Below are 23030 nucleotides of genomic sequence, written 5' to 3'. Positions count from 1 at the left end.
GAATGCTACTCTGGTGTGTGAAGTCACATAGTTATCGCCGTTTTATTATGGCAATTAAATGGCTTTCACGATCAGGTGATGGTTATATGCAGCTTGTGATTCCGTTGATTTTTCTCATCAAGGATGGACAAGCAGGGTACGACTTTTTCATGGTCGCTCTCGCCGCCTTTGCTTTTGAGCGAAGTATATATTTTTCCATTAAAAACACCTTAAAACGACCTCGCCCTCCTGCCGTTATTCCTTACTTTTTAGCCATGGTTTCGCCAGCAGACCAATTCAGTTTTCCGTCAGGGCATTCTATGGCGTCATTTCTTTTGGCGACATTAGTCGTGGCTTACATTGGCAGTGCAGCTTTTCCAATTGTTATTTGGGCAGTATGCGTTGGACTTTCAAGAATAATTTTGGGCGTACATTTTCCGACAGATATTTTAGCTGGGGCTAGTTTAGGTACCCTCATTGGTTATATCGCAAGTGGATGGTTATGAAAATATTATATGGAATTCAAGGCACTGGAAATGGACATATTTCTCGCTCTCGAATCTTAGCAAAAGAATTAAAAAAACAAGGGATCATGGTTGATTTTTTATTATCAGGTAGGGCGAAAGAAAAGTTTTTTGATATGGAGGTGTTTGGCCAATTTGAACATCGAAGAGGCCTGACATTTATCACAGAAAATGGCGAAGTAAACTACCTGAAAACAGGGTTAAAAAATAATATTTTTAAATTTCTTGCTGATATTATCCAATTAGACTTATCAAAATATGACTTGATAATTACCGACTTCGAACCTGTTACTGCATGGGCTGCAAAAATTAAGGGAGTGCCAATTATTGGTATTGGTCATCAATATGCTTTTGGCTCAAATACGCCCAAATCAAAAGACTCCTGGCTAACACGAAACATCATGAAATACTTTGCTCCTGCTACGTATCGTATTGGTTTACATTGGTATCCATACGACGAGTGTGTTTTTCCGCCTATTGTCGATATTGAATTAGCTCGTCGAGAGAATAAGCAACACATTTTGGTGTATTTACCTTTTGAAAACCAAGAGAGTATCACGCAACTATTACAGCAATTTCCTAACACTCAATTTATTCAATATTCACCTGATTTAAACGATGGAAAAACAAATAATGTCAGTTTACGCAAAACCAGTCACACCCAATTTAAACATGATCTCATGCATGCCAATGGTGTGATCTGTAATGCGGGATTTGAATTAATCAGTGAATGTCTACATATTGGAATTCCAGTGTTAACTAAAGCATTAAATGGACAAATGGAGCAACACTCAAATGCCTTAGCATTGAAACAATTAGACTATGCAACCGTTATAGAAACGTTCACTTTCGAACAAATAACGTATTGGCTAACACATAAAAAATCAGCGAATATTCCACCTTTGCCAAATGTTGCAGCCGAAATTGCCACGCTTATCGCTAATAATCAATATCAAAATATTAGCCAAAGCCCTTTAAAATTATGGGCAAATTAATTTAAACGCTAATCAGGCCTTTCAACCTACTTAAGTATGTGTGCCTTAATTTGCTGTTAAGTTGAATTATTAAGCTTGGCAAACCATACTTAATTCATGCTTTCATGCAATCTGAACAATATGTATGAAAGTAAAAACAAATATAAAATAACAACAAATTTGAAAACATTAAACTTTACATGATGTTATATATCTTTAAAGACCATAAAGGCTTGATACTTTGCTGAAAGAAATAAAACATAATATATATAGTGAAGTCCCTTATAAGCCGTCAATTATCTTACTATTTTCACTTATTGGTATAACAATTTGCGCCAGTATGGGGCTTTGGGGCGTATATCAAGAAAACTATGTACTTGCAGCGACGTTGTTTTTAGCTAGTTTTATTTATTTTCTAGCCTTTTATATCTGTAAAAATCACAACAAAATTGGTCTTAGTTCTGTAATCGTTCTTTATTCGCTATATCTATTGATGTTTTATTTAGTTTTTACGGGTGGAGTTGATAATACGGGGCCTTTATGGATTTATATTGTTGCTCCGGTTTCATTATCACTTCATGGTTTAAAGCGAGGTCTATTCGATATCGCTGTCTTTATTGCCTTAATTATTGCCATTATGTTTTTGCCCATAGAATACGGTAGTCATGCTATTTACCCTACAGAATTTAAGTTACGATTAATTTATTCCTTTCTAACCGTCACGTTTTTATCTGCGTTATACGAATATACGAGAGATCATGCATTAAAGAAAACATTAGAATTAAGTCATAAATATCAATTACTCGCGAATTTCGATCCGTTGACCAATTTATCTAATCGTCGTATCGCTTATAATATTTTAAAACAAGAGCAATCTCACTTAAGTAGAAACCAAGAAACCTTATCCATTCTGATTAGTGATGTTGATTATTTTAAACGGATTAATGATCAATTTGGTCATAGCGCTGGGGATAGCGTTTTAATTGAGTTAGCAAAAATCTTTAATGAACAAGTAAGAGAGCAAGATTGTGTTGCCCGTTGGGGAGGAGAAGAATTCTTATTTATTCTTCCGCAAACATGTGCCAAAAACGCCGCGATCATTGCTGAAAAAATTCGTCAAAGAGTTGAGAGTCATACGATTATTTTCAAAAATAATAAAATTAACGTCACTATTAGCGTTGGCGTTGCACAATTTGAAAAAAGCTCCAATATTGACGATATCATCAATAGCGCGGATAAGTGTTTGTACAAAGCGAAAGAATCAGGTCGAAATCAAGTGCAATCAGTAGCCCATTAAGTCGTAAAAAATAAACCATAAAATAAATTGATATCGAGATAATAATTAACTTCTCAGTGATAAAATTTATCGTGGAAAATAGCAGCATTTTTTGATTTCAGTTATGCTTAATATTAAAAAAGAAATGTAATTGATGATGACCAAACTTGAATTAAAAGTTCCACCACTTTTATTAGTCTTAATTTTCGCTACATTAATGTGGCTTTTTCAGCCCTTTTTTCAAATAAAGGTTTACGACCCGCTTGTTGCTCAAGCATTGTTCATTTTTTTTGAGTGTGTGGGTGGATTAATTATCTTGATGGGGGCTTTAGCCTTTAAAAAAGCCGAAACGACCGTTAACCCAACAAAACCTGAAACAACATCTTCATTAGTAAAAATGGGCATCTATCATTTCACCCGTAACCCTATGTATTTAGGAATGGCATGTTGTTTAATTGGTTGGGGATTTTACCTTAGCAATCCCAATGCACTTGTTTTTATTCTTGGCTTTATTCTTTACATCAATCGTTTTCAAATTAAGCCCGAAGAAAAAATTCTTACCGATATGTTTCAACAAGAGTTTATCGACTATTGCACGTCTGTACGTCGGTGGTTGTAGAGAATATCTATGCAAATTATCTACTTATTGTTAAGTGTATTAATCCTTTCTGCATGCTCAGACAGTAACATTCAAACCTCATTAGCAAGTAAACAACAAATGTACAGCGATACATTAATCAAAGCGGCTGACATATCTGATGATGGCCACTATTCATTGATCAGTGATAATCAACAAGTATGTTTATGGGATAATCAAACAAATACTAAAAAATACAACTGCTTACAGGGGTTAGAAGCTCAGTTAATCGAATTACTAGGCATATCAAAAACTAAACGTTATTTTTACACGTCAAACCGCATCAATGTACATTTATATGATTTAGCCAGTGGTCGATTAATTACAGTGTGGACAGCCGGTGATAATATTATCAATGATATCGCGATGTCAGACGATGAAAGTACTTTGATTTTCGGTTTTCGAAGTGGCCAAGCCAGTATCGTTTCCATGAAAAATAATAATATCACGACGTATTCACCCCATAGGCTCGACATTAACAGCGTCAGTATTTCTGCTGATGGCACTAAAGCATTTACTGGTTCAAGTGACAAAACCGCAGTACTTTGGCAAACAGCAAACGGAAAGGAACTGCAGACATTTACACATGCCTCTAGAGTTAATCATGTTGTGATGAGTGCTGATGCAAAAGTTGCTTTTACCTTAGACGCCATCAAAGATCGTTCTTTTTGGTTATTAAAAATAGGTAAGAAATTTTCTGAATTAGCCAGTAGTATAAAATTTATCGAGTTTAATGATTCATTGTTCACTCACAATAATCAATGGTTATTAAGCGCTTCTCCCAAGCAAAAATTACAATTATGGCAAGTGAAAGACGGCGCCTTACTTGGTGAATGGCACGCCTTTAAGCATCAGGATAAATATCGTGCTTCTGTTTTAACCATTAAATTAATTAAGCCGACTGAAATCGCCACTATCAGTAGTGACGGTGTTTATGAAGTTTGGCCAATTAAAGCGATTTAACACCTTTATATTTTTGATACCACTAAAGCAGATTATGAATAAATGAAACTGTCAATAACCCAAATATTTACTAACCGACATATAAGGCGATAATCAATGAGTTCGGTATCGACTACAACGATAGATCAACATATTGACACTGTATTAGCCCCGGTTGCAGACCTCTTTACTCAAATTATTTTTTATTCTATTTCGATTAACTCAATTGATATTCCCTTAATTGTTTTATGGCTAATTATTGCCGCGTTTAGCTTTACTTGTTATTTCGGCTTTCTCAATATTACGGGGTTAAAACATAGCGTTAAAATTATTAAAGGGGATTACTCTTCGCCACACGACCAAGGTGAAGTGAGTCACTTTCAAGCACTCACAACAGCGCTTTCAGGTACCGTTGGTTTAGGTAATATTGCTGGTGTTGCCATTGCAATATCAATTGGTGGACCTGGAGCTACATTTTGGATGATGTTAGCTGGTTTAATGGGCATGTCAGCCAAGTTTTTAGAATGCGCTTTAGGGGTAAAGTACCGTCAAATAGATAATAAGGGCATCGTTCGCGGTGGCCCAATGTATTACTTAAGTGCGGGATTATCGGATTTAGGACATAAAAAACTTGGTAAAGGTTTGGCGATATTTTTTGCTATTTGCTGTATGACAGCATCATTATGCGGCAGCAATATGCTCCAAGCTAATCAAGCATATAGCCAGTTTATGGTTGCCTTTGCCCAAGACAGTAGTTTTTGGCAAAACCGAGGTTGGTTATTTGGTTTAATTCTTGCCACGATTATCGCTGTTGTCATTATTGGCGGCATAAAAAACATTGCCAAGGTAACCTCAAAAATAGTGCCGTTAATGGCGACAATCTACCTCATTTCCGCTCTCTTTATTATTTTTTATCACTTTGAAAAAGTCCCTTCAGCATTTTATTTAATTTTCACTGAAGCGTTTAATCCACAAGGTGTTGTTGGCGGCTTAATTGGCGTAATGATACAAGGCTTTAAACGTGCGACTTTTTCCAGCGAAGCAGGTGTAGGGGCTGCTGCCATTGCGCATGCAACCGCAAGAACAAATGAACCTATACGAGAAGGCTATGTTGCCCTACTAGAACCTTTTATTGATACTGTGGTTATTTGTACTATCACAGCTTTAGTGATTGTTATTACCGGTGCTTACACTTCAGTTGACGGGGTTGATGGCGTAGCGTTAACGTCAAGAGCTTTTGCCAGTGTTATTTGGTGGTTCCCTTATTTATTAAGTATCGCCGTGTTGCTTTTTGCCATATCAACGATGATTTCATGGGCCTATTACGGCTCGATAGCCTGGCAATATATCATGGGTACCAATAAGTATTTAGACCTATTATATAAATGTATTTTTTGTACCTGTACCGTGATTGGTGCTTCCATTAGTTTAAATTCAGTTATCGCGATTTCTGATTCGATGTTTTTTTCGATGGCGATAGCCAATATTGTTGGTTTATATATGTTGGCTCCCATGATGAAAAAAGAACTATTCAGCTATAATCAAAAATATCGTCAGTAAACCTGCACCTAAATTAACCGCTTAATACTTTGAAAATTAAAGTTAATTTAAATTTTCTTTTACATAGATAATGTTAACGTAACTTGTTGTTACAAAGACCTCCTGATATTTATTTGCCAAAACAACAAAGTGATATCATAATGATATCATCTTGTTTAAATATTCATGGAGAATAACATGATCACAGAAAAAGAAATAAAAGCACCAAACGGTATTATGTTCATCTTTGTATTACTGGCTTTACAAATTGGTACCATTGCGATTGTTGTTAATGGTTTAATGAATCAGTCGGCAGGCCAAGCTATTCTTGGGTTAGTCGCTGCAATTTTAGTGTTTATCTGCTGGTTTGGCTTTTTTATGGTTAATCCAAAAGAAGCGAGAGTTTTACAATTATTTGGAAAATACTCAGGCACGGTTCACAGCTCAGGTCTTCGCTGGGCAAACCCTTTTTATACCAAAGCACGTGTTTCGATGAGGGTGAGAAATTTTGAAAGTGGCAAACTTAAAGTCAATGATAAAAATGGTAACCCTATTGAAATTGCCGCAGTTATTGTTTGGGAAGTGGTTGATACTGCCGAAGCAGTTTTTCAAGTCGATGATTATGAAGACTTTGTTTCTATTCAAAGTGAGTCTGCCCTAAGAAACCTTGCGACAAGTTATGCTTATGATCATCATGAAGAAGAAGACATTTCGCTGCGCAGTAATCCCAATGAAATATCGAACGCCTTAAAAACCGAAGTACAAGAACGCCTTGAAAAAGCCGGTGTGCGAGTAATTGAATCAAGAATTAGTCATTTAGCTTACGCTCCAGAAATCGCCAATGCCATGTTACGTCGTCAACAAGCGATGGCAATAATATCTGCACGAAGAACCATAGTAGAAGGGGCTGTAGGCATGGTTGAAATGGCGTTACATAAATTAGAAGAGCGAGAAATTGTTGAGCTTGATGCTGAACGAAAAGCTGCAATGGTGAGTAATTTACTAGTGGTATTATGTAGTGATGAAGCCGCACAACCTATTGTAAACACAGGAACCTTGTATTAATTACTTATCAGTCCTTAATTTTAAATTAGAGCAGAGGTAATCGTGGCTAAAAAAGCCTATCCGTTGAGAATTAACGAAGAAATTCTTAATGCCATGCAGCAATGGTCTGACGATGAGTTACGTAGTTTAAATGCACAAATTGAATATGTTTTACGCGATGCGTTACGAAAAGCAGGGCGAAGTAAACCACGCCCTATTGAGCCAATTATTGATCCTATTGATGAATAATACCGCACATAAAGATATTCAATTTCACAAATGAAATTTAGTTACGAATTTATCACTAAACCCATATTGTCATTCTCATATTTTTGGCATAAAAAAAGCCGATAACACTGTTATCGGCTTGTTAGCTATGAGGAAGCTAGAATATACAAATTATTACAACAAGCGTCCGTTAAGGAACGAAAAGAAGTATAGAATAAGTCTATATTCTTTGTAAAGCACTTTTTGTAATAAAATTACAAAAATGTAATAAAACACCCGTTTTGTTAAGGTGATTAATGTGCTTGCTCCCAATTATCCCCTTCGCCAGCTTCCGCAATTAATGGCACTTTCAATTCAACCGCTGCATTCATAATTTCAACTAACTTCGCTGTGGTGCTTGAAAGAATATCTTGATGAATTTCAAAAACTAATTCATCGTGAACCTGCATAGTCATTTTAATACGGTCATCATTTTGTTCACATATCCACTGATCAACCGTCAACATAGCTTTTTTAATGATATCGGCAGCCGTACCTTGCATTGGCGCATTAATGGCTGCTCGTTCAGCACCTTTTCTGCGCATAGCATTTTTCGATTTTATTTCAGGCAAATACAAACGGCGACCAAATAACGTTTCAACGTAACCTTGCTCTGTTGCTTGTTGGCGAGTATCTTCCATATAGGCAAGCACATTAGGGTAACGTTCAAAGTATTTGTCCATGTATTCTTGGGCACGGTGGCGAGGAATATCTAATTGTTTTGCTAAACCAAAGGCAGACATACCATAAATTAAACCAAAGTTTACCGCTTTAGCGCTGCGACGTTGATCGCTAGTTACATCAGCTAAATCAACATCAAAAATTTCTGCTGCTGTAGCTTTATGCACATCACGACCTTCTGAAAAAGCAGCAACTAATCCAGGATCATCAGATAAATGCGCCATAATTCGCAGTTCTATTTGTGAATAATCTATCGCAACAATTTTATGATCTTTTGGCGCAATAAAAGCAAGACGAATTTTTCGTCCTTCTTCACTTCGAATAGGGATGTTTTGTAAATTAGGATCCGTTGAAGATAAACGCCCTGTTGCAGCAACCGCTTGTTGATATGACGTATGCACTCGTCCTGTATTACTGACAAGTAACGGTAATTTATCTGTGTAGGTAGATTTAAGTTTACTCAAACCACGATTTTCTAAAATAACTTTCGGCAATGGATAATCAAGCGCTAACTCTTGTAACACTTCTTCTGCTGTTGAAGGCGCACCTTTTGGCGTTTTTTTAATGACCGGAATCTTTAGCTCTTCAAACAATATTTTCTGTAATTGTTTAGGCGATGATAAGTTAAAGGTTTGTCCAGCAATGTTATGGGCTTCAACTTCTAATTCTTGTAGCCTCATACCAATAGAATGGCTCTGTTCGTTCAATAAATCACTGTCAATCAGTACTCCATGTTGCTCCATACGTGCAAGCACCGGCACTAAAGGCATTTCAATCTCACGAAATACGGCAAGTTGTGTTTTGCTTTTCTCAAGTTTTGGATAAATAGCCTGATGTAAACGCAAAGTAATATCAGCATCTTCAGCGGCATAATGGCCCGCTTTTTCAATATCAATTTGATTAAACGTTAACTGTTTAGCACCTTTTCCGGCAATATCTTCAAAGTGCACGGTTTTATAGCCCAAATATTTTTCCGCTAACGCGTCCATATTATGGCGAGTGGCAACGCTATTTAAACAGTAAGATTCAATCATAGTATCAAAAGTAATACCTTGCATGTGAACCCCATAATGAGAAAGCACATTAGCGTCATACTTTAAATTTTGACCCACTTTTTTACGGTCGCTATCTTCAAGTAAAGGTTTAAGCTGAGCAATTACCCACTCTCTATCTAATTGCTCAGGTGCGTCAATATAATCATGAGCAACAGGCACATACGCGGCTTTGCCAACTTCAACAGAAAACGATAAGCCAACTAACTCGGCCTTCATATAATCAACGCTGGTGGTTTCGGTATCAAAAGCAAAAAGATCTGCAGCGATTAATTTTTTTAGCCAAATAGCAAAATCATCTTTATTTAGAATAATGTCGTAATCTGTTTCTATATCATCTACAACGACTGACTCTTCTTCATTTTCTTCTTCACTAACAACTGCCGGAGCTGTTGTATTTTCGCCTTTTGTTAAATCGGCCAATAAACGACGTAATTCAAATTTGGTATACAGCTCAGTTAATTTAGGGATATTGGGCTCTGTCGGTTGTAATTGCTCAACTGACTTTTCTAATTCAACGTCTAATTTAATGGTCGCTAGCTCATACGAAAGAGGCAGGAACTCGATTGCTTCACGAAGATTCTCACCAATTTTTCCTTTTACGCTATCAGCATTTGCGATAACATTTTCTAGCGTTTCATGTTCAGTTAACCATTTAACGGCAGTTTTTGGACCACACTTATTAACCCCTGGAATGTTATCAACTTTGTCACCCATCAAGGCAAGATAATCGATAATTTGATCAGCACGTACGCCAAACTTTTCTAAGACACCGGCTTGATCCATTTTTACATTGGTCATGGTGTTATAAAGTGTGACATGGTCATTCACCAACTGCGCCATATCTTTATCGCCGGTTGAAATAACGGTTTCAATGCCGGCTTTACTGGCTTGGTCAGCTAACGTACCAATGACATCATCGGCTTCAACACCTTCTATCACTAATAAAGGCAAGCCCATTGCTTCAACAATTTCGTGAAGAGGGGCAATTTGCGTACGTAAATCATCAGGCATTGGAGGACGATTGGCTTTATATTCAGGATACATATCATTTCGAAACGTTTTACCTTTCGCATCAAAAACCACCACTACATTGCCATTAGGGTAATCTTTTTTCAGGCTATTGAGCATATTTAGTACACCGGTAATTGCTCCTGTAGATTGACCATCTTTGGTTGATAAGGCTTGTAAATAAGGCACATGATAAGCACGAAATAAATATGAAGAACCATCAACTAAAATGAGCGGAGATAATGAAGATTTGGACATGATGATTTGTATCGCTAGAATGAAATTTGGCTAAGCATGCCATAAAGCCTGAAGACTCTCTAGCAATTAACCATGAATGTTAGAAAAAAATGAACATAAATGTGGATAACTTTGTTGAAAAGCAGCAAAAAATACCATAGAGATAAATCATCAAAATGGGCATTAAGAAGTTAAGTTTATGTTTTATATGGAAAAAGGTAAGAAAAAATCCTTTTATCTATATTATTATTATTATTTTATAAATGTGGATAAGTATTTTTTATAACTTGGCGATTGCTTGAAAAGCAACCAACTATCCTTACCAAGGGAATAAGAGATTACCAGAATTTTCTGTCATTACCAGCCTATTATTAAATTATTTTTAAAGAAATATGACACATGCAAATAACAAAAAAATATAAGTGAGAAATGACAGGTGACAGCGCTTACTTTAATTATTTTTAATGTAATAATTATTTTAAAAAAGGCTATTGTTAATATCAAATATCTCGCTAATTGCTAACCAATATTATTGAAGATAAAAATCACCTATTGAGAATTTATATGAACCTAACAACTTATCTTAAAAATATTCCAGAACAGAGAAGGGCGCGCTTTAACGCTATTCACTCGTTAATTTTAAATATGTATCCTGACGTAGAACAATCGATGAAATATAAAATGCCTACTTTTTCATTGGGAAAACATTGGATTGCTCTTGCTAACCAGAAAAGTTATCTATCACTTTATACCTGCAGCGCCGATCATTTAGTCGCTTTTCAAAAAATGCACCCAAAAATTAAAACAGGTAAGGGGTGTATCAACATTAAAGATAATGATCAGTTTGACATCACTGACCTAAGCTCAGTGATCACAAGTGCGCTCACAGAAAATGTAACGTAATTGAATACAATATTACGGCAGAAAAGACTCAGGCACTGCAAGGTTTATTGTCTTACAGTTATTAAGCCAAATTAAACGATATTTCGAAACAGGCACCGACACAATAGTCAGGATTATAATGGATCTGACCTTTTAAAGATTGTGTGACTAAATTATAAACAATGTGCATGCCAAGTCCCGTTCCTCCTTTACCTCTTTTAGTGGTAAAAAAAGGTTCGAAAATATGCTCAATATTTTCTTTTTTTATTCCTTTACCATTATCAGAATATTTAATAGAAACTAATTCACCAACTTGTGATATTTCAATATCTATATGACCTTTCTCTATGTCTGAAAAACCATGAATACATGAGTTACTATATAAATTAGTAAATATACGGGTAATCGCATCGGGATCTTGAGTAATATAAATGGCTTTATCGCCATAAACATTCGCGGTTACTTGGGTATGTAAAGTTTTATTATGAGCAACGATTGTTTGCAGTATTTCATATAAATTAAATGTTTTAGCGCGCTCGTCACTTTGAATAACCGCCGCTTGCTTAAAATCAGAAATTAAACTGGCAGCTCTTTTTAAATTGCCTTGTACCATATCAATACTTTGTTCGATATCGTTCACATAAGTTGTTAAGCCTGACTTAGTCACCGTATTATTGGTTAATGTTGATTTTAACTCTGAGGTACTTTCATGAATAAGTGATGAGGCGGTAATCGCAATGCCTAGTGGCGTATTAATTTCATGAGCAACACCAGCAACCAAACGGCCAAGAGAGGCCATTTTCTCAGCTTCTACTAAATTGGTTTTAGCTTCGGTTAGACTATTAATGGTTTGTTGAAGCTCTTGAGTTCTGTTTTCAACTTTTTGCTCTAATTCTTCTTGATATTCTAAAAGCTTTTTATTGGCAGAGGTGAGGTCGGATCCTAATAACTTAATACTGTAGGTCACGACGGATAAAATAATGATGATTAGAATCGCTGACTCTAATCCGGTTCCTGCAACTGAATGATGGTAAATAGCTAGTTCATTCACTAGCCCCATAGACATGACACTACAAGCAATTAACGCATAAATAGACCACAAAAATCTATCCGTTCCTGTTAGTACTGCAAAGCTAATTAATGCCGGAAAAACTAATAATACTTCATCTCTTATTCCCTGATTCATCACACAAAGCACTAAAATAATGACAGTTACTGACAAGGTAACTAAATTTGAACCATGATCTAACTTATTCTTTTTTACCCAATATCGACTAACAGATAAGCTAATAAAAAAAATAATAAGTATGGTTAAATTAATCCAATTTTTACTCATCATCGGAAAAAATGAAGCCAATAACGTTGCCGATTGTGCTAGCCATGTCACTTGAATTATGCGTTTTTTTCGATACTCATCAGGATTAAATTTATTTGCTTCCGTTTCCAAGGAGATCCCCTATTAAGCTTATAAAAAAGCCTAAACATCCAATTATTTAGGCTCCTAATAACTATAGTGCTTATTTTTTAATTTAGCTAAAAGTAACGATGTTTACTAGGTTAATGTGACAAACTCTTCGGCAGATGTGGGATGTATTGCAACGGTATTATCAAAGTCAGCTTTTGTCGCGCCCATTTTCATCGCAACCGCAAAGCCTTGTAATAATTCATCACTACCAAAACCAATAGAATGAATACCGACAATTTTTTCTTCTTTGCCAATACAAATTAGTTTCATGCGCGTCGGATCACGATACTCTTCAGTGATCGCTTGATATAAAGCCGTAAATTGTGAGTTGTATACTTTTACTTGCTCTTCACCATATTCGGCAATGGCTTCTTTTTCAGATAAACCAACGGTGCCAATAACCGGATGACTAAAAACTACCGTGGCGATATTTGAATAATCAAGACATTCATAAGGTTTATCATTAAATAAACGTTCGCATAATCTACGACCAGCCGCTACTGCAACGGGGGTTAATTGTGCGCGTCCGGTATTGTCACCCACCGCATAAATACCTTTTACATTAGTATTTTGATATTTATCCGTAGGAATAAAACCACGTTCATCTAATTCGATGCCCGTCGATTGCAGGTTAATATTATCAGTCGCGGGTTCACGACCAATTGCCCAAATTAAAGTATCTACCGGTCCAACAGTTTTTCCGCCTTCAAGGTGCACCGTTAATTGACCATTATCGTGTTTCTCAATGTGACTAGGCGTACTGTGGTTATGAAGCGTCGGGCCATGCTTTGCCATCTGCTCAACTAAGGTATCACTGAGCATGTCGTCAAAACCGCGTAGGGGTTTTTCTTTACGCACTAATAAATGAGCTTCCGAGCCAAGCGCATGAAGCACGCCGGCAAGTTCAACGGCAATATAACCTGCACCGACTACCGCAACACTTTTAGGTTGTTCCGTTAAGGCAAAAAAACCATCTGAATCAATACCAAATTCAGCACCTTTAATTTTTGGAATACTAGGGCGACCACCTGTAGCAATAACAATATGATCTGCGGTAATTTTCTCGCCGTTAACTTCTACGGTATTTTTATTGATGAATTTGGCAAAACCATTGATCACAGTAACATCATTACTCGCAAAGCCGCGCGCATAAGCCGCATGAATTCGTACTATATACGCCTCTCTATTTTTAACTAATTTTGCCCAATCAAAGTTTTGTAGAGGTGCTTTAAAACCGTAGTCGGCTGCATAATGTAAAGCATCGGCAATTTGTCCTGCATACCACATCGCCTTTTTAGGTACACAACCCACATTTACACAGGTACCACCAATGTGTTTAGCTTCAATTACGGCTGCTTTTTTACCAAGTTTTGCTGCACGGTTTGCCGAAGCAATTCCGCCACTACCAGCGCCAATGGCGAGAAAATCAAAATGTTGTGTCATAGGTAAGTTCCTAAATAAGTGTCATTTAATATATAAGACTCAATCAAACAAGATTCAAGTTCATCTGTATGACGAAAAAAGGAAAAATCATTTATCATAAGATGCTTTCATTCGCTGATATTACCAATAACGTATGCGTTAAGGCATTACTCTTTTAATATATCTACACGGTTAATATTGGCAAAACACAAAAAAACCTTAAATTAGCAGATTACTTTTACCCTTCACTTGAATATCTAAGCAAATGTACTTACATCTATAACCAAGATATTCAAAAATGAAGAAAAATATGAGCAATCCACTTTTAGCACAAGATACCCTTCCATCATTCTCATTAATCAAACCTGAGCACGTAAAACCAGCCGTCGAAAAAGCGATTGCTGATTGTCAAAAAACCATTGCTGACGTGTTAACTCAAGAAACACATACTTGGGATAATTTAGTCGCGCCGATTGATGAAGTGGATGATGTACTTGGCAAGTTATGGTCGCCGGTTTCTCATATGAATTCTGTGGTTAATAGTGACGAATTACGTGAAGCCTATGAATCTTGTTTACCGCTACTGTCTGAATACAGCACCTTCGTTGGTCAACACCAAGGACTTTTCGAAGCTTATCAAAGTCTTGCTAATAGCCAAGAATATTCAACCTTAGATACTGCTCAGAAAAAAGTCATTGATAATGCCTTACGTGATTTTAAATTATCAGGCATTGCCCTAAACGATGAGGACAAAAAGCGATACGGCGACATTGTTACTCGCTTATCAGAATTAAGCTCTAAATTTGGCAATAACCTGTTAGATGCAACACACGCCTATAGTGTCAATATAACCGATGAAGCAGAGCTTGCCGGTTTACCCGATAGCGCAAAAGAAGCGGCAGCAGCCTTAGCTGTAGAACAAGAAAAGCAAGGCTGGTTATTTACTTTAGACATTCCAAGTTACCTGCCCGTCATGATGTATTGCGATAATGCCACATTGCGAGAAAAACTCTATCGCGGTTATGTCACACGCGCTTCAGACCAAGGACCTAATGCTGGTGAATTTGATAACAGTGCAATTATGAATGAACTATTAGCACTGCGTCATGAATTATCGCAATTGCTCGGTTTTAATAATTTTGCTGAAAAATCGATTGCCACCAAAATGGCAACCTCAACTGATGAGGTGCTAGGATTTTTAGAAAACTTAGCGGAAAAATCTAAAAAACAAGGCCAGCAAGACCTTGATGAAGTAAAAGCATTTGCCCAAGCTGAATTTGGACAAACAGATCTGCAAGCGTGGGATCTTCCTTATTACAGTGAAAAATTAAAACAAAACCGATACGCAATTTCTGATGAAGAATTACGTCCGTATTTTCCTGAAAGCAAAGTAGTATCAGGATTATTTGAAGTAGTGCACCGTTTGTTTGGTTTAACCATTCAAGAAAAATCAGGTATTGATACTTGGCACAAAGATGTCAAATTTTATGATGTGTTCGATGAAAATCAACAATTACGCGGCAGTTTTTATTTAGATTTATACGCGCGCGCTAAAAAGCGTGGCGGTGCTTGGATGGATGATTGTGTAGGTCGTCGTGCATTAGCTAATGGCGATATTCAATATCCTGTTGCTTACCTAACTTGTAACTTTAATAAACCTGTTGGTGATAAACCGGCATTATTTACTCACGATGAAGTAGTGACCTTATTTCATGAATTTGGTCATGGAATTCATCACATGTTGACGCAAATAAACGCCAGCGGTGTGTCGGGTATCGATGGTGTGCCATGGGATGCCGTTGAATTACCGAGTCAATTTTTGGAGAACTGGTGTTGGCAGCCTGAAGCATTAGCCTTTATTTCTGGCCATTTTGAAACCAATGAGCCTTTACCTCAAGCGATGCTTGATAAGATGCTTGCGGCGAAAAACTATCAATCGGCAATGCAAATGCTTCGACAACTTGAGTTCAGTATCTTTGATTTCACTATGCATGCTGAATATAACCCGAACAAAAACAACGACGCATATATCCAGGAAATATTAAACAAAGTGCGCGACAAATATGCCGTGATCACCGCCACTGACTTTAACCGCTTTCAACATAGTTTTAGTCATATTTTTGGTGGAGGTTATGCTGCCGGATATTACAGCTACAAATGGGCAGAAGTATTATCTGCCGATGCCTTTAGTCGCTTTGAAGAAGAGGGAATATTTAGTCGCGCCGTAGGTAAAGACTTTTTAGAAAATATTCTTGAAAAAGGCGGTTCACAAGAACCAAGTGTGCTTTTTAAAGCCTTTAGAGGACGCGACCCTAAAATAGACGCGCTATTACGTCATTGCGGCATAAACGGTTAAGCGCCAAAAGCCTTTGATTTAGATAAAACCCATCTCACATAAATGGGTTTTATCTAACTGCCATTCTCAAAAAAGTTCTATTTAGGATATAATAAGGTTAATTTACTCAATTCAACCATTCATCATCCTGGAAGTGAGCATTGCACGAATATCTAGTCAGCATGTCATATTTTTCTGCACTTTCAATCGTGTGTATTGTGCTTTATGCCTTTACTTATTTTCTTCCTACGCCTGAAAATCAGAACAAAGCCCGCTCTACTTTTTACTTTAGATTGTTACTGTTATTTACCATTGCAGCCTTCGAAGCCATTTTATTACGTTTTGAGTATATGCTGATCGCATCTGCGATTGTGACTAATTTATTTATTTTATTGATTTCATACTTGTTGATGTTCGCCATTTATACTCGGTACGATTGTGAAATAACACTAAAACATTATTTATTTTGTGCCTTACATTGTGTGTTTTTTACCGGCTTAATTTATCTCGCACAACTATATCTCAGTGCGGGTTATTTAAGATCTGCCTTGGTGTTAATGAATGTATTCATTCCATATGCGTTAACACTTAGAAAATGCAATCAACAATTTAAAATGCATCGGGTTGGCGATCGAATTTTATACGGCTCGTTATTACTCACTTTACTTATCTTTGTCGCATATGTGGTTATTTATGCATTATTTTTCTCAGATGAACAACATATTCCGCTTTCGTTATATTTTACTGCCCTCTTAAGCTTTATCTGTATTCTATTTTTTGGCTTTGCTTTAAGTATTATTTACTCGTTAGTTGGGAAGTTAAGAAAAGAAATTATTACCGATAAGCTAACTGGGGCAAAAAATCGCAATTACCTAAACGATGTCGCACAAAAAATGTATTCACTCTCAAAAAGACGAGATGAGCCACTTTCTGTCATATTATGTGACATAGATTGGTTTAAGAACATTAATGACAATTTCGGGCATTCTGCTGGCGATAAAGTATTAGTGAGCTTTTCTCATGTTATAGAATCATCATTACGAACTGAAGATATCTTGATCCGTATTGGTGGTGAGGAATTTATTATTTTATTACCTTATAACGATATTGAAAAAGCCATGTTCACCGCAGAACGATTGCGTAAAGCCATTAATGAAGCGTCCATGGATATTGGTGAAGAGAGCATTCAAATATCCGCCAGTTTTGGTGTAGTGCAGGTAGATATTACGAAAAGTATTGATGATAATATCAATCATGCCGATATCGCCTTATATGAAGCAAAGCGCAGTGGGCGCAATAAAGTTATCGCCTATAGTCGCTAATATTTCCACCTAAAATTCAGCAATGAACTAATCAATAACAAAATAAATAAAAAACAATAATAAGAGTATTTCATGGAATCATACCAAAAAATTTATGAACGTGCCTGTGAACGTAAAGGCGGTGAGCAAGCATTAGCACTATTACTAGGTGAAGGAAATCAAGATCCGTTGTTAAAGCACTTATCTGACGATCGTATCTTATCTGCGTTTACCAAAAAAATATTCCAAAGTGGCTTTGTCTGGCGCGTTGTCGAAAACAAATGGCCAAATTTTGAAGAAAGCTTTTTTAATTTCGACATTGAAAAAATATTAATGATGCCAGAAGAAATGCTTGAAAGAAAAGCGGCAGATCCTAAAATCATCCGAAATTTCAATAAAGTAAAAACCATAAAAGCCAACGCGCAAATGATGTTTGAACAACAAAATAGTGATGACAATAGCCATCCAAGTTTTTCAGCCTTTATTGCCGATTGGCCAACTGAAGATATTATCGGCTTATGGACGTATCTGAAAAAGCATGGTCAACGTTTAGGAGGAAATACTGGTCCGTACGCGCTTCGTGCATTAGGCAAAGATACCTTTATTCTGTCTCGTGATGTTGAAGGATATTTCCGCACTCATGATTTAATTAGTGGCGGTATTCAAACAAAATCAAGCTTAGCTACTATTCAAAAGTGCTTTAATCAATGGCAACAAGAATCGGATCTATCCCTTAGCCAGTTGAGTCGATTGATTGCTTTCGCCACCGGCGATAATAACGTGCAAGTAGCGTAAAAAAACATTGCGGCACTAAATTGGGGAAGCACATCGAAATAAAGGTAAAGCAGCAAGTCGAACACTTTTTTTGAAAATCATTACGTTCTTCATTGATATATCATAATAAAATTCCAATGTCGGATTTATAGATGCTTTGCATCACAAAGATATTTAAATCACTTTAAATGTTTTACAATCAACGCAGGAGTTCATCACAATAAATAAGATGAAATCGCCATGCTAATGTATGCAACTTATCAACAGGTAATAACTTAATGACACAAATAGCGGTTGGTTATAAAGATAAAACAGACATTGATTTAGCTAAAAAAGTCGCTCAGCAATGGCAACTTGAATACATTGGCGATGTTGCTTCTGTAAACCAGCAGTCAGGTTTACTATTTTTACTGCAAGTACATTTTCAACAAGTAGAACTTATTAAGTTAGATGAACCTAAGCTTGGCGCGATTAAAGTAGATTTTGTTGAAGGGGCTGTTGCCCATCGCCGGAAGTTTGGGGGTGGCAGAGGACAAGATATTGCCAAAGCTATCGGCTTGAAACACGGCTTTACTCCCCATGTTTTAGATGCAACCGCAGGCTTAGGAAGAGATTCTTTCGTGCTGGCATCTTTAGGTTGCCAAGTTACTATGATGGAACGCATGCCAATTGTCGCGGCATTACTTGAAAACGGCCTAGATCGAGCAAAAATCAATCAGGAAGTAGCCGAAATTGCACATCGTATGAACTTGATTTATGCATCTTCTATCGATGATATGCCACTGGCAAACGCCCCCGATGTGATTTATCTCGATCCTATGTATCCACATCGTGAAAAGTCCGCCGCCGTAAAAAAAGAAATGCGGGTCTTTCAATCTTTGGTTGGCGAAGATCTAGATGCTGATAATTTATTAACTCCTGCTCTTAAACTCGCAAAATATAGAGTAGTGGTAAAACGTCCAACCTATGCAGAACCTCTCAACAATAAAGCGCCATCAACGAGTATCAAAATGAAGAAAAATCGTTTTGACGTTTATGTCAACCAAGCAATACCTAAGCCTTCAAATTAAGTACATCAATTTACCGCTGTCATAAAAGTGTAACAACCCTGTCGTAAAACCTTCATAAAACTCACATAAAATTTCAACTCTTTTGTCCTACCGAGTAATGTTTGTGCGGGTTTCGAGTTTTTCCAAAATTTCAGTGATCGCAATTAGTATCTTTGCCATCATTTTTTTAGCCACTATGTATCATGTCGCTAATTCATTAACACAAAGCCAAATTCAATATACTAGCTATCAAACACTAAAGTCTCATACCACGATCAAGTTCAATCGTACGATCAATCAATACTTACAAAATGGTGATGCGAGTTTGTTAAATGATACCGAGGCACAACTTGACGAAATCATCGCCATTACTAAACGTTTAGGCATTAAAACCTTAACCGACGATATCAATGAACAAGCGAATCTACTGAAATCCGATATAACAACAAAATATCGAGCGCTAGGGAAGTTAAGTGGCGATCCCTTCGCTTTGATTCGTAATAGTGAACAAACTATCGCAGCAATTATATTAGACTTAGCAAAATACGCCTTTCAAACCACGACGCTCAACCCCCAACAAAAGTCTGCTTATTTAAAGCTGACGAATGAAAGCTTAAAAGCACTTTACGACTTAGTAAAAGGGCGCGAAACAATGTTTAGTGAAAATCAGCTGAGCAACCAATCTGTCACAATAGCATTAGACGAGCTGATCAATTTAACGGATCAAATTGCCACTTTTCCGTCACTCGAAATTTTTCCAGAAAGAGACGAAGACGAAGATGACTTTTTTGATGATGAAGATGATCTAGAAGATTTAAGCATTGAAGCATTGTCTGAATTAACGTCACTGCTTCACCGCTACCAAAATGAATTAAACAATACCTTAAGCCTTCAACAACAACGCTCACAAGGACTACAAGATTTAGCCGCTCAAGTTGATAAATTGGAAACAATCATAGTGGCTAGAGAAGTTACCGTAACCGAAGAGCAGCGCAAAATAAATGAAACATTAACGAAAGTGGTATTCGGCTTATTAACATTTTTAGTTATCTTTCTAACCGCAAATTATTGGTTAATGCGCAGTGTTATTCTTAATCCTCTACGTAAATTACGCGATAGTTTTGTCACTTTAGTTAATGAAGGCAGAGTCGACAATATCACTGGCATTTCTCCTAAAACTGAACTCGGTGAAATATCAAATAGTTTCAACCAAATGGTTTCAAAACTTGCCCAAGAAGATAAACAAAAAGCAACACAATTAAAGCTTGTTTCCAAAGCTATGCAAACCATGGAAAGCCAAGCACAAAATATTTTAAATTCATCATCAACTACCAGTGAACATTTAGTAGAAGTGGGCGATATCATGCTCGCGCTTTCTAATGTTACTGAACACGTTAATACACTTTCTCAACAAGTCGTTGATAGTGCAAAAGCCACACAAATGGCAATGAATGATAGCCAAACTCAAGTCAGCGAAGTACTGTTTGCTAGTGATGAAACAAACTCGGCTGCCAGCGCAGGGAAAACATCAATAGAATCATTACGCCAGTCCGTTGAAAGCGTTGGTACCATTGTTGACGTTATTAGTTCAATAGCCGATCAAACTAACTTGCTAGCACTGAATGCCGCCATTGAAGCAGCGAGAGCAGGAGAACATGGTCGTGGATTTTCAGTGGTTGCAGATGAAGTTAGGCAACTTGCAGGTAAAACCCAAGATTCATTAAAACAAGTCAGTCAACGTCTAGAACAACTTAATCAAGCTAGCGCCGCCCTTACCAGTAATATTTATGGTATTGAAAAAGCGTCTGATAAACAAAAAGACATTGCCGTTTTACTAAAAGGTAACGCTGCCAACGTGGTTGAACAAGCCATTAATTCTGCAAATATTGCCGAAAATACCTTAGCGCAAATAACCCAACAACGTTTACATTTTTCTGATTTTGAGCAAGCGATGAATAGCGTCACAACAGAGGTGAATCAATCGCGTGAGCTTGCCGCCAATATTTCTAAAGATGTCAGTGAACAAGTAAACGACATAAATCAAACTTTACATTTAGTCACGCAATAATGCTTTCAATCAACTAGCTAAAGCTAATACAAGGTAGATTGCCGTATTTTTTCTGGCAAAAATAACAAGTATTGATAACTAAGTCGTGCGCAAAGCCGATCATTACTCTAAAATTATAAGTAGTATTTTTTTGGGGGAGATTAGTTAATGGCTAAATCTTTGTGCAAGTGGAAGAAAAAAGAAATTGAAAAGGGTTTGCACGAACTCGCCCATATTGTCGACAAACCCCGATATATCTGCAAAGATTGTGCGCGCAGTGCACATGACAAAGGCTTTTTATGTAAAGCTATAAAATTACCACTATCACACCCATCTTAAGGTTTAATTATGATTCAAGAAAACATGAAAATGCCTACCGGCGAATTACAACAATTACAAAATGGCGAGATGATCTGCCACAATAGCGATGAATTATTCGCCAATAAAAAAGTGGCTCTGTTTGCAGTGCCTGGCGCTTTTACCCCAACCTGTTCTGCTGCTCACTTACCGGGTTATGTCGTTTCATATGATGAATTTGTTGCAAAAGGCGTAGATAAAATTATCTGTTTATCAGTAAACGATGCTTTTGTGATGAATGCATGGGGTGAAGCACAAAATGCTGAAAACATTATGATGCTTGCAGATGGTGATGGCAGTTATACCAAAGCATTAGGGCTAGGCATGGAAACGGCTGGTTTTGGTGGCTTTCGCTCTCAACGTTATGCCATGATCATTGAAAATGGCGAAGTAAAAAGCTTACATATTGAAAAACCAAAAGAATTTGAAGTCAGTAAAGCTGAAGTGATTTTAAATTCGCTTTAATGAAATAGAAACGAAAACAATTTGCATTAGTAATACATTGTTTTTATTAGGTTTTTTACTTACTATCCTTGAATTTATTGGCTAACTAAGGCAAAATCCTCACATATTCACAGCGTTAGTGCGCGAAAGATTAGTAGGAAAAAACATGCTAAAACCTGAAATGGTAAAACAATTAAACCAGCAAATAAATTTAGAGTTTTACTCGTCAAATTTATACTTACAAATGAGTGCTTGGTGTGAAGAACAAGGGTTTGAGGGTGCTGCTGAATTTATGCGTAAACATGCGCTTGAAGAAATGGATCACATGACACGTTTATTTACTTACGTCAGTGAAACCGGCGCTTTGCCTATTTTGGGAGCGATTGATGCTCCTCCTCATGAATATGAGTCGTTAGCGGATGTTTTCGAAAAGACCTATCAACATGAGTGTGAAATAACAGAACAAATTAATACATTGGCACATCAAGCATTTACTAACCAAGATTATTCTACCTTTAATTTCTTGCAATGGTATGTGGCTGAACAGCATGAAGAAGAAACGTTATTTAAAAGCGTGCTAGATAAAATTAATTTGGTTGGCCATGACGGTCATGCATTATTTTTTGTCGATAAAGATTTAGCTGAAATGGCTAAAACATCACCAACAAGTATTATGTCAAACCCTGCCGAATAATACTGTTTGGCACAATAAAGTGTACTAGCTCAGACTTGATCTGACAGTTACCCGTTTTTTAATCGGTGACTGTCAGTTTAAATTTGAGCTAAATTCT

Annotated in this window: 19 protein-coding genes; 16 read left to right on the top strand and 3 right to left on the bottom strand. The window is 36.8% G+C overall.

Annotated features, from left to right (window positions below):
• Positions 1 to 17 precede the first annotated feature (17 nt).
• From Q4493_RS03985 to Q4493_RS03950, 8 genes are all read left to right on the top strand, one after another.
• A complete protein-coding gene (locus Q4493_RS03985) occupies positions 18 to 485 on the top strand; it encodes a phosphatase PAP2 family protein (protein ID WP_303449599.1) in 468 nt (155 codons plus the stop codon).
• Positions 482 to 1498, top strand: a complete 1017-nt coding sequence (locus Q4493_RS03980; protein ID WP_303449598.1) for an MJ1255/VC2487 family glycosyltransferase — start codon at positions 482 to 484, stop codon at positions 1496 to 1498. Before Q4493_RS03985 ends, Q4493_RS03980 begins: the two co-directional genes overlap by 4 nt.
• Positions 1499 to 1718: 220 nt before the next feature.
• Positions 1719 to 2774, top strand: coding sequence for a GGDEF domain-containing protein (locus Q4493_RS03975; RefSeq protein ID WP_303449597.1), 1056 nt, complete (start codon positions 1719 to 1721; stop codon positions 2772 to 2774).
• 133 nt (positions 2775 to 2907) lie between these two features.
• Positions 2908 to 3372, top strand: coding sequence for an isoprenylcysteine carboxylmethyltransferase family protein (locus Q4493_RS03970; RefSeq protein ID WP_303449596.1), 465 nt, complete (start codon positions 2908 to 2910; stop codon positions 3370 to 3372).
• A 9-nt stretch (positions 3373 to 3381) separates the two neighbouring features.
• The gene (locus Q4493_RS03965; protein ID WP_303449595.1) at positions 3382 to 4353 is read left to right on the top strand and encodes a WD40 repeat domain-containing protein; all 972 of its coding nucleotides are present in this window, start codon (positions 3382 to 3384) and stop codon (positions 4351 to 4353) included.
• Between the two features lie 96 nt (positions 4354 to 4449).
• The gene (locus Q4493_RS03960; protein ID WP_303449594.1) at positions 4450 to 5892 is read left to right on the top strand and encodes a sodium:alanine symporter family protein; all 1443 of its coding nucleotides are present in this window, start codon (positions 4450 to 4452) and stop codon (positions 5890 to 5892) included.
• 177 nt (positions 5893 to 6069) lie between these two features.
• Positions 6070 to 6936 carry an SPFH domain-containing protein gene (locus tag Q4493_RS03955; RefSeq protein ID WP_303449593.1) on the top strand — a complete coding sequence of 289 codons (867 nt, stop codon included), beginning with the start codon at positions 6070 to 6072 and terminating at the stop codon, positions 6934 to 6936.
• Positions 6937 to 6975: 39 nt separating this feature from the next.
• Entirely contained in the window at positions 6976 to 7164 is a 189-nt protein-coding gene (locus Q4493_RS03950) for a hypothetical protein (protein ID WP_303449974.1), read from the top strand.
• A gap of 272 nt (positions 7165 to 7436) precedes the next feature.
• Here the strand turns inward: Q4493_RS03950 and polA are convergent, their stop codons facing one another.
• A complete protein-coding gene (gene polA / locus Q4493_RS03945) occupies positions 7437 to 10184 on the bottom strand; it encodes a DNA polymerase I (RefSeq protein ID WP_303449592.1) in 2748 nt (915 codons plus the stop codon).
• A 543-nt stretch (positions 10185 to 10727) separates the two neighbouring features.
• Between polA and Q4493_RS03940 the strand changes: the two genes are divergently transcribed.
• Positions 10728 to 11066: an iron chaperone gene (locus Q4493_RS03940; RefSeq protein WP_303449591.1), complete on the top strand. Its 339-nt coding sequence runs from the start codon at positions 10728 to 10730 to the stop codon at positions 11064 to 11066.
• A 61-nt stretch (positions 11067 to 11127) separates the two neighbouring features.
• On the opposite strand, the gene Q4493_RS03935 is transcribed toward Q4493_RS03940, so the two are convergent.
• Together Q4493_RS03935 and gorA are read right to left on the bottom strand one after the other, a co-directional pair.
• Positions 11128 to 12492 (bottom strand): sensor histidine kinase, encoded by a 1365-nt coding sequence (locus tag Q4493_RS03935; RefSeq protein WP_303449590.1) that lies wholly within the window; start codon positions 12490 to 12492, stop codon positions 11128 to 11130.
• Between the two features lie 105 nt (positions 12493 to 12597).
• Positions 12598 to 13953 (bottom strand): glutathione-disulfide reductase, encoded by a 1356-nt coding sequence (gorA, locus tag Q4493_RS03930; protein ID WP_303449589.1) that lies wholly within the window; start codon positions 13951 to 13953, stop codon positions 12598 to 12600.
• 289 nt (positions 13954 to 14242) lie between these two features.
• Between gorA and prlC the strand changes: the two genes are divergently transcribed.
• From prlC to ftnA, 7 genes are all read left to right on the top strand, one after another.
• Positions 14243 to 16288, top strand: a complete 2046-nt coding sequence (gene prlC, locus Q4493_RS03925) for an oligopeptidase A (RefSeq protein WP_303449587.1) — start codon at positions 14243 to 14245, stop codon at positions 16286 to 16288.
• Between the two features lie 140 nt (positions 16289 to 16428).
• Positions 16429 to 17589: a GGDEF domain-containing protein gene (locus Q4493_RS03920; protein ID WP_303449586.1), complete on the top strand. Its 1161-nt coding sequence runs from the start codon at positions 16429 to 16431 to the stop codon at positions 17587 to 17589.
• Between the two features lie 72 nt (positions 17590 to 17661).
• The gene (locus Q4493_RS03915; protein WP_303449585.1) at positions 17662 to 18363 is read left to right on the top strand and encodes a DNA-3-methyladenine glycosylase I; all 702 of its coding nucleotides are present in this window, start codon (positions 17662 to 17664) and stop codon (positions 18361 to 18363) included.
• Positions 18364 to 18620: 257 nt separating this feature from the next.
• The gene (locus tag Q4493_RS03910) at positions 18621 to 19412 is read left to right on the top strand and encodes a class I SAM-dependent methyltransferase (protein WP_303449584.1); all 792 of its coding nucleotides are present in this window, start codon (positions 18621 to 18623) and stop codon (positions 19410 to 19412) included.
• A 133-nt stretch (positions 19413 to 19545) separates the two neighbouring features.
• The gene (locus Q4493_RS03905) at positions 19546 to 21459 is read left to right on the top strand and encodes a methyl-accepting chemotaxis protein (RefSeq protein ID WP_303449583.1); all 1914 of its coding nucleotides are present in this window, start codon (positions 19546 to 19548) and stop codon (positions 21457 to 21459) included.
• 327 nt (positions 21460 to 21786) lie between these two features.
• Positions 21787 to 22260, top strand: a complete 474-nt coding sequence (locus tag Q4493_RS03900) for a peroxiredoxin (RefSeq protein WP_303449582.1) — start codon at positions 21787 to 21789, stop codon at positions 22258 to 22260.
• Between the two features lie 145 nt (positions 22261 to 22405).
• A complete protein-coding gene (gene ftnA / locus Q4493_RS03895) occupies positions 22406 to 22933 on the top strand; it encodes a non-heme ferritin (RefSeq protein WP_303449580.1) in 528 nt (175 codons plus the stop codon).
• Positions 22934 to 23030 lie beyond the last annotated feature (97 nt).

The organism is Colwellia sp. 1_MG-2023 (assembly GCF_030546755.1).
In the GTDB taxonomy this organism is placed as follows: domain Bacteria; phylum Pseudomonadota; class Gammaproteobacteria; order Enterobacterales; family Alteromonadaceae; genus Thalassotalea_H.
Note: the sequence above shows the minus strand (reverse complement) of the source record. Positions and strands in the feature narration are given on the sequence as shown.

What these genes read in the sequence shown, in the direction of transcription:
- Q4493_RS03960 (WP_303449594.1), top strand. Translation starts at nt 4,450, where the DNA reads ATGAGTTCGGTATCGACTACAACGATAGATCAACATATTGACACTGTA.
- Q4493_RS03915 (WP_303449585.1), top strand. Translation starts at nt 17,662, where the DNA reads ATGGAATCATACCAAAAAATTTATGAACGTGCCTGTGAACGTAAAGGC.
- prlC (WP_303449587.1), top strand. Translation starts at nt 14,243, where the DNA reads ATGAGCAATCCACTTTTAGCACAAGATACCCTTCCATCATTCTCATTA.
- Q4493_RS03980 (WP_303449598.1), top strand. Translation starts at nt 482, where the DNA reads ATGAAAATATTATATGGAATTCAAGGCACTGGAAATGGACATATTTCT.
- ftnA (WP_303449580.1), top strand. Translation starts at nt 22,406, where the DNA reads ATGCTAAAACCTGAAATGGTAAAACAATTAAACCAGCAAATAAATTTA.
- Q4493_RS03965 (WP_303449595.1), top strand. Translation starts at nt 3,382, where the DNA reads ATGCAAATTATCTACTTATTGTTAAGTGTATTAATCCTTTCTGCATGC.
- gorA (WP_303449589.1), bottom strand. Translation starts at nt 13,953, where the DNA reads ATGACACAACATTTTGATTTTCTCGCCATTGGCGCTGGTAGTGGCGGA.
- polA (WP_303449592.1), bottom strand. Translation starts at nt 10,184, where the DNA reads ATGTCCAAATCTTCATTATCTCCGCTCATTTTAGTTGATGGTTCTTCA.
- Q4493_RS03970 (WP_303449596.1), top strand. Translation starts at nt 2,908, where the DNA reads ATGATGACCAAACTTGAATTAAAAGTTCCACCACTTTTATTAGTCTTA.
- Q4493_RS03910 (WP_303449584.1), top strand. Translation starts at nt 18,621, where the DNA reads ATGACACAAATAGCGGTTGGTTATAAAGATAAAACAGACATTGATTTA.
- Q4493_RS03900 (WP_303449582.1), top strand. Translation starts at nt 21,787, where the DNA reads ATGATTCAAGAAAACATGAAAATGCCTACCGGCGAATTACAACAATTA.
- Q4493_RS03955 (WP_303449593.1), top strand. Translation starts at nt 6,070, where the DNA reads ATGATCACAGAAAAAGAAATAAAAGCACCAAACGGTATTATGTTCATC.
- Q4493_RS03940 (WP_303449591.1), top strand. Translation starts at nt 10,728, where the DNA reads ATGAACCTAACAACTTATCTTAAAAATATTCCAGAACAGAGAAGGGCG.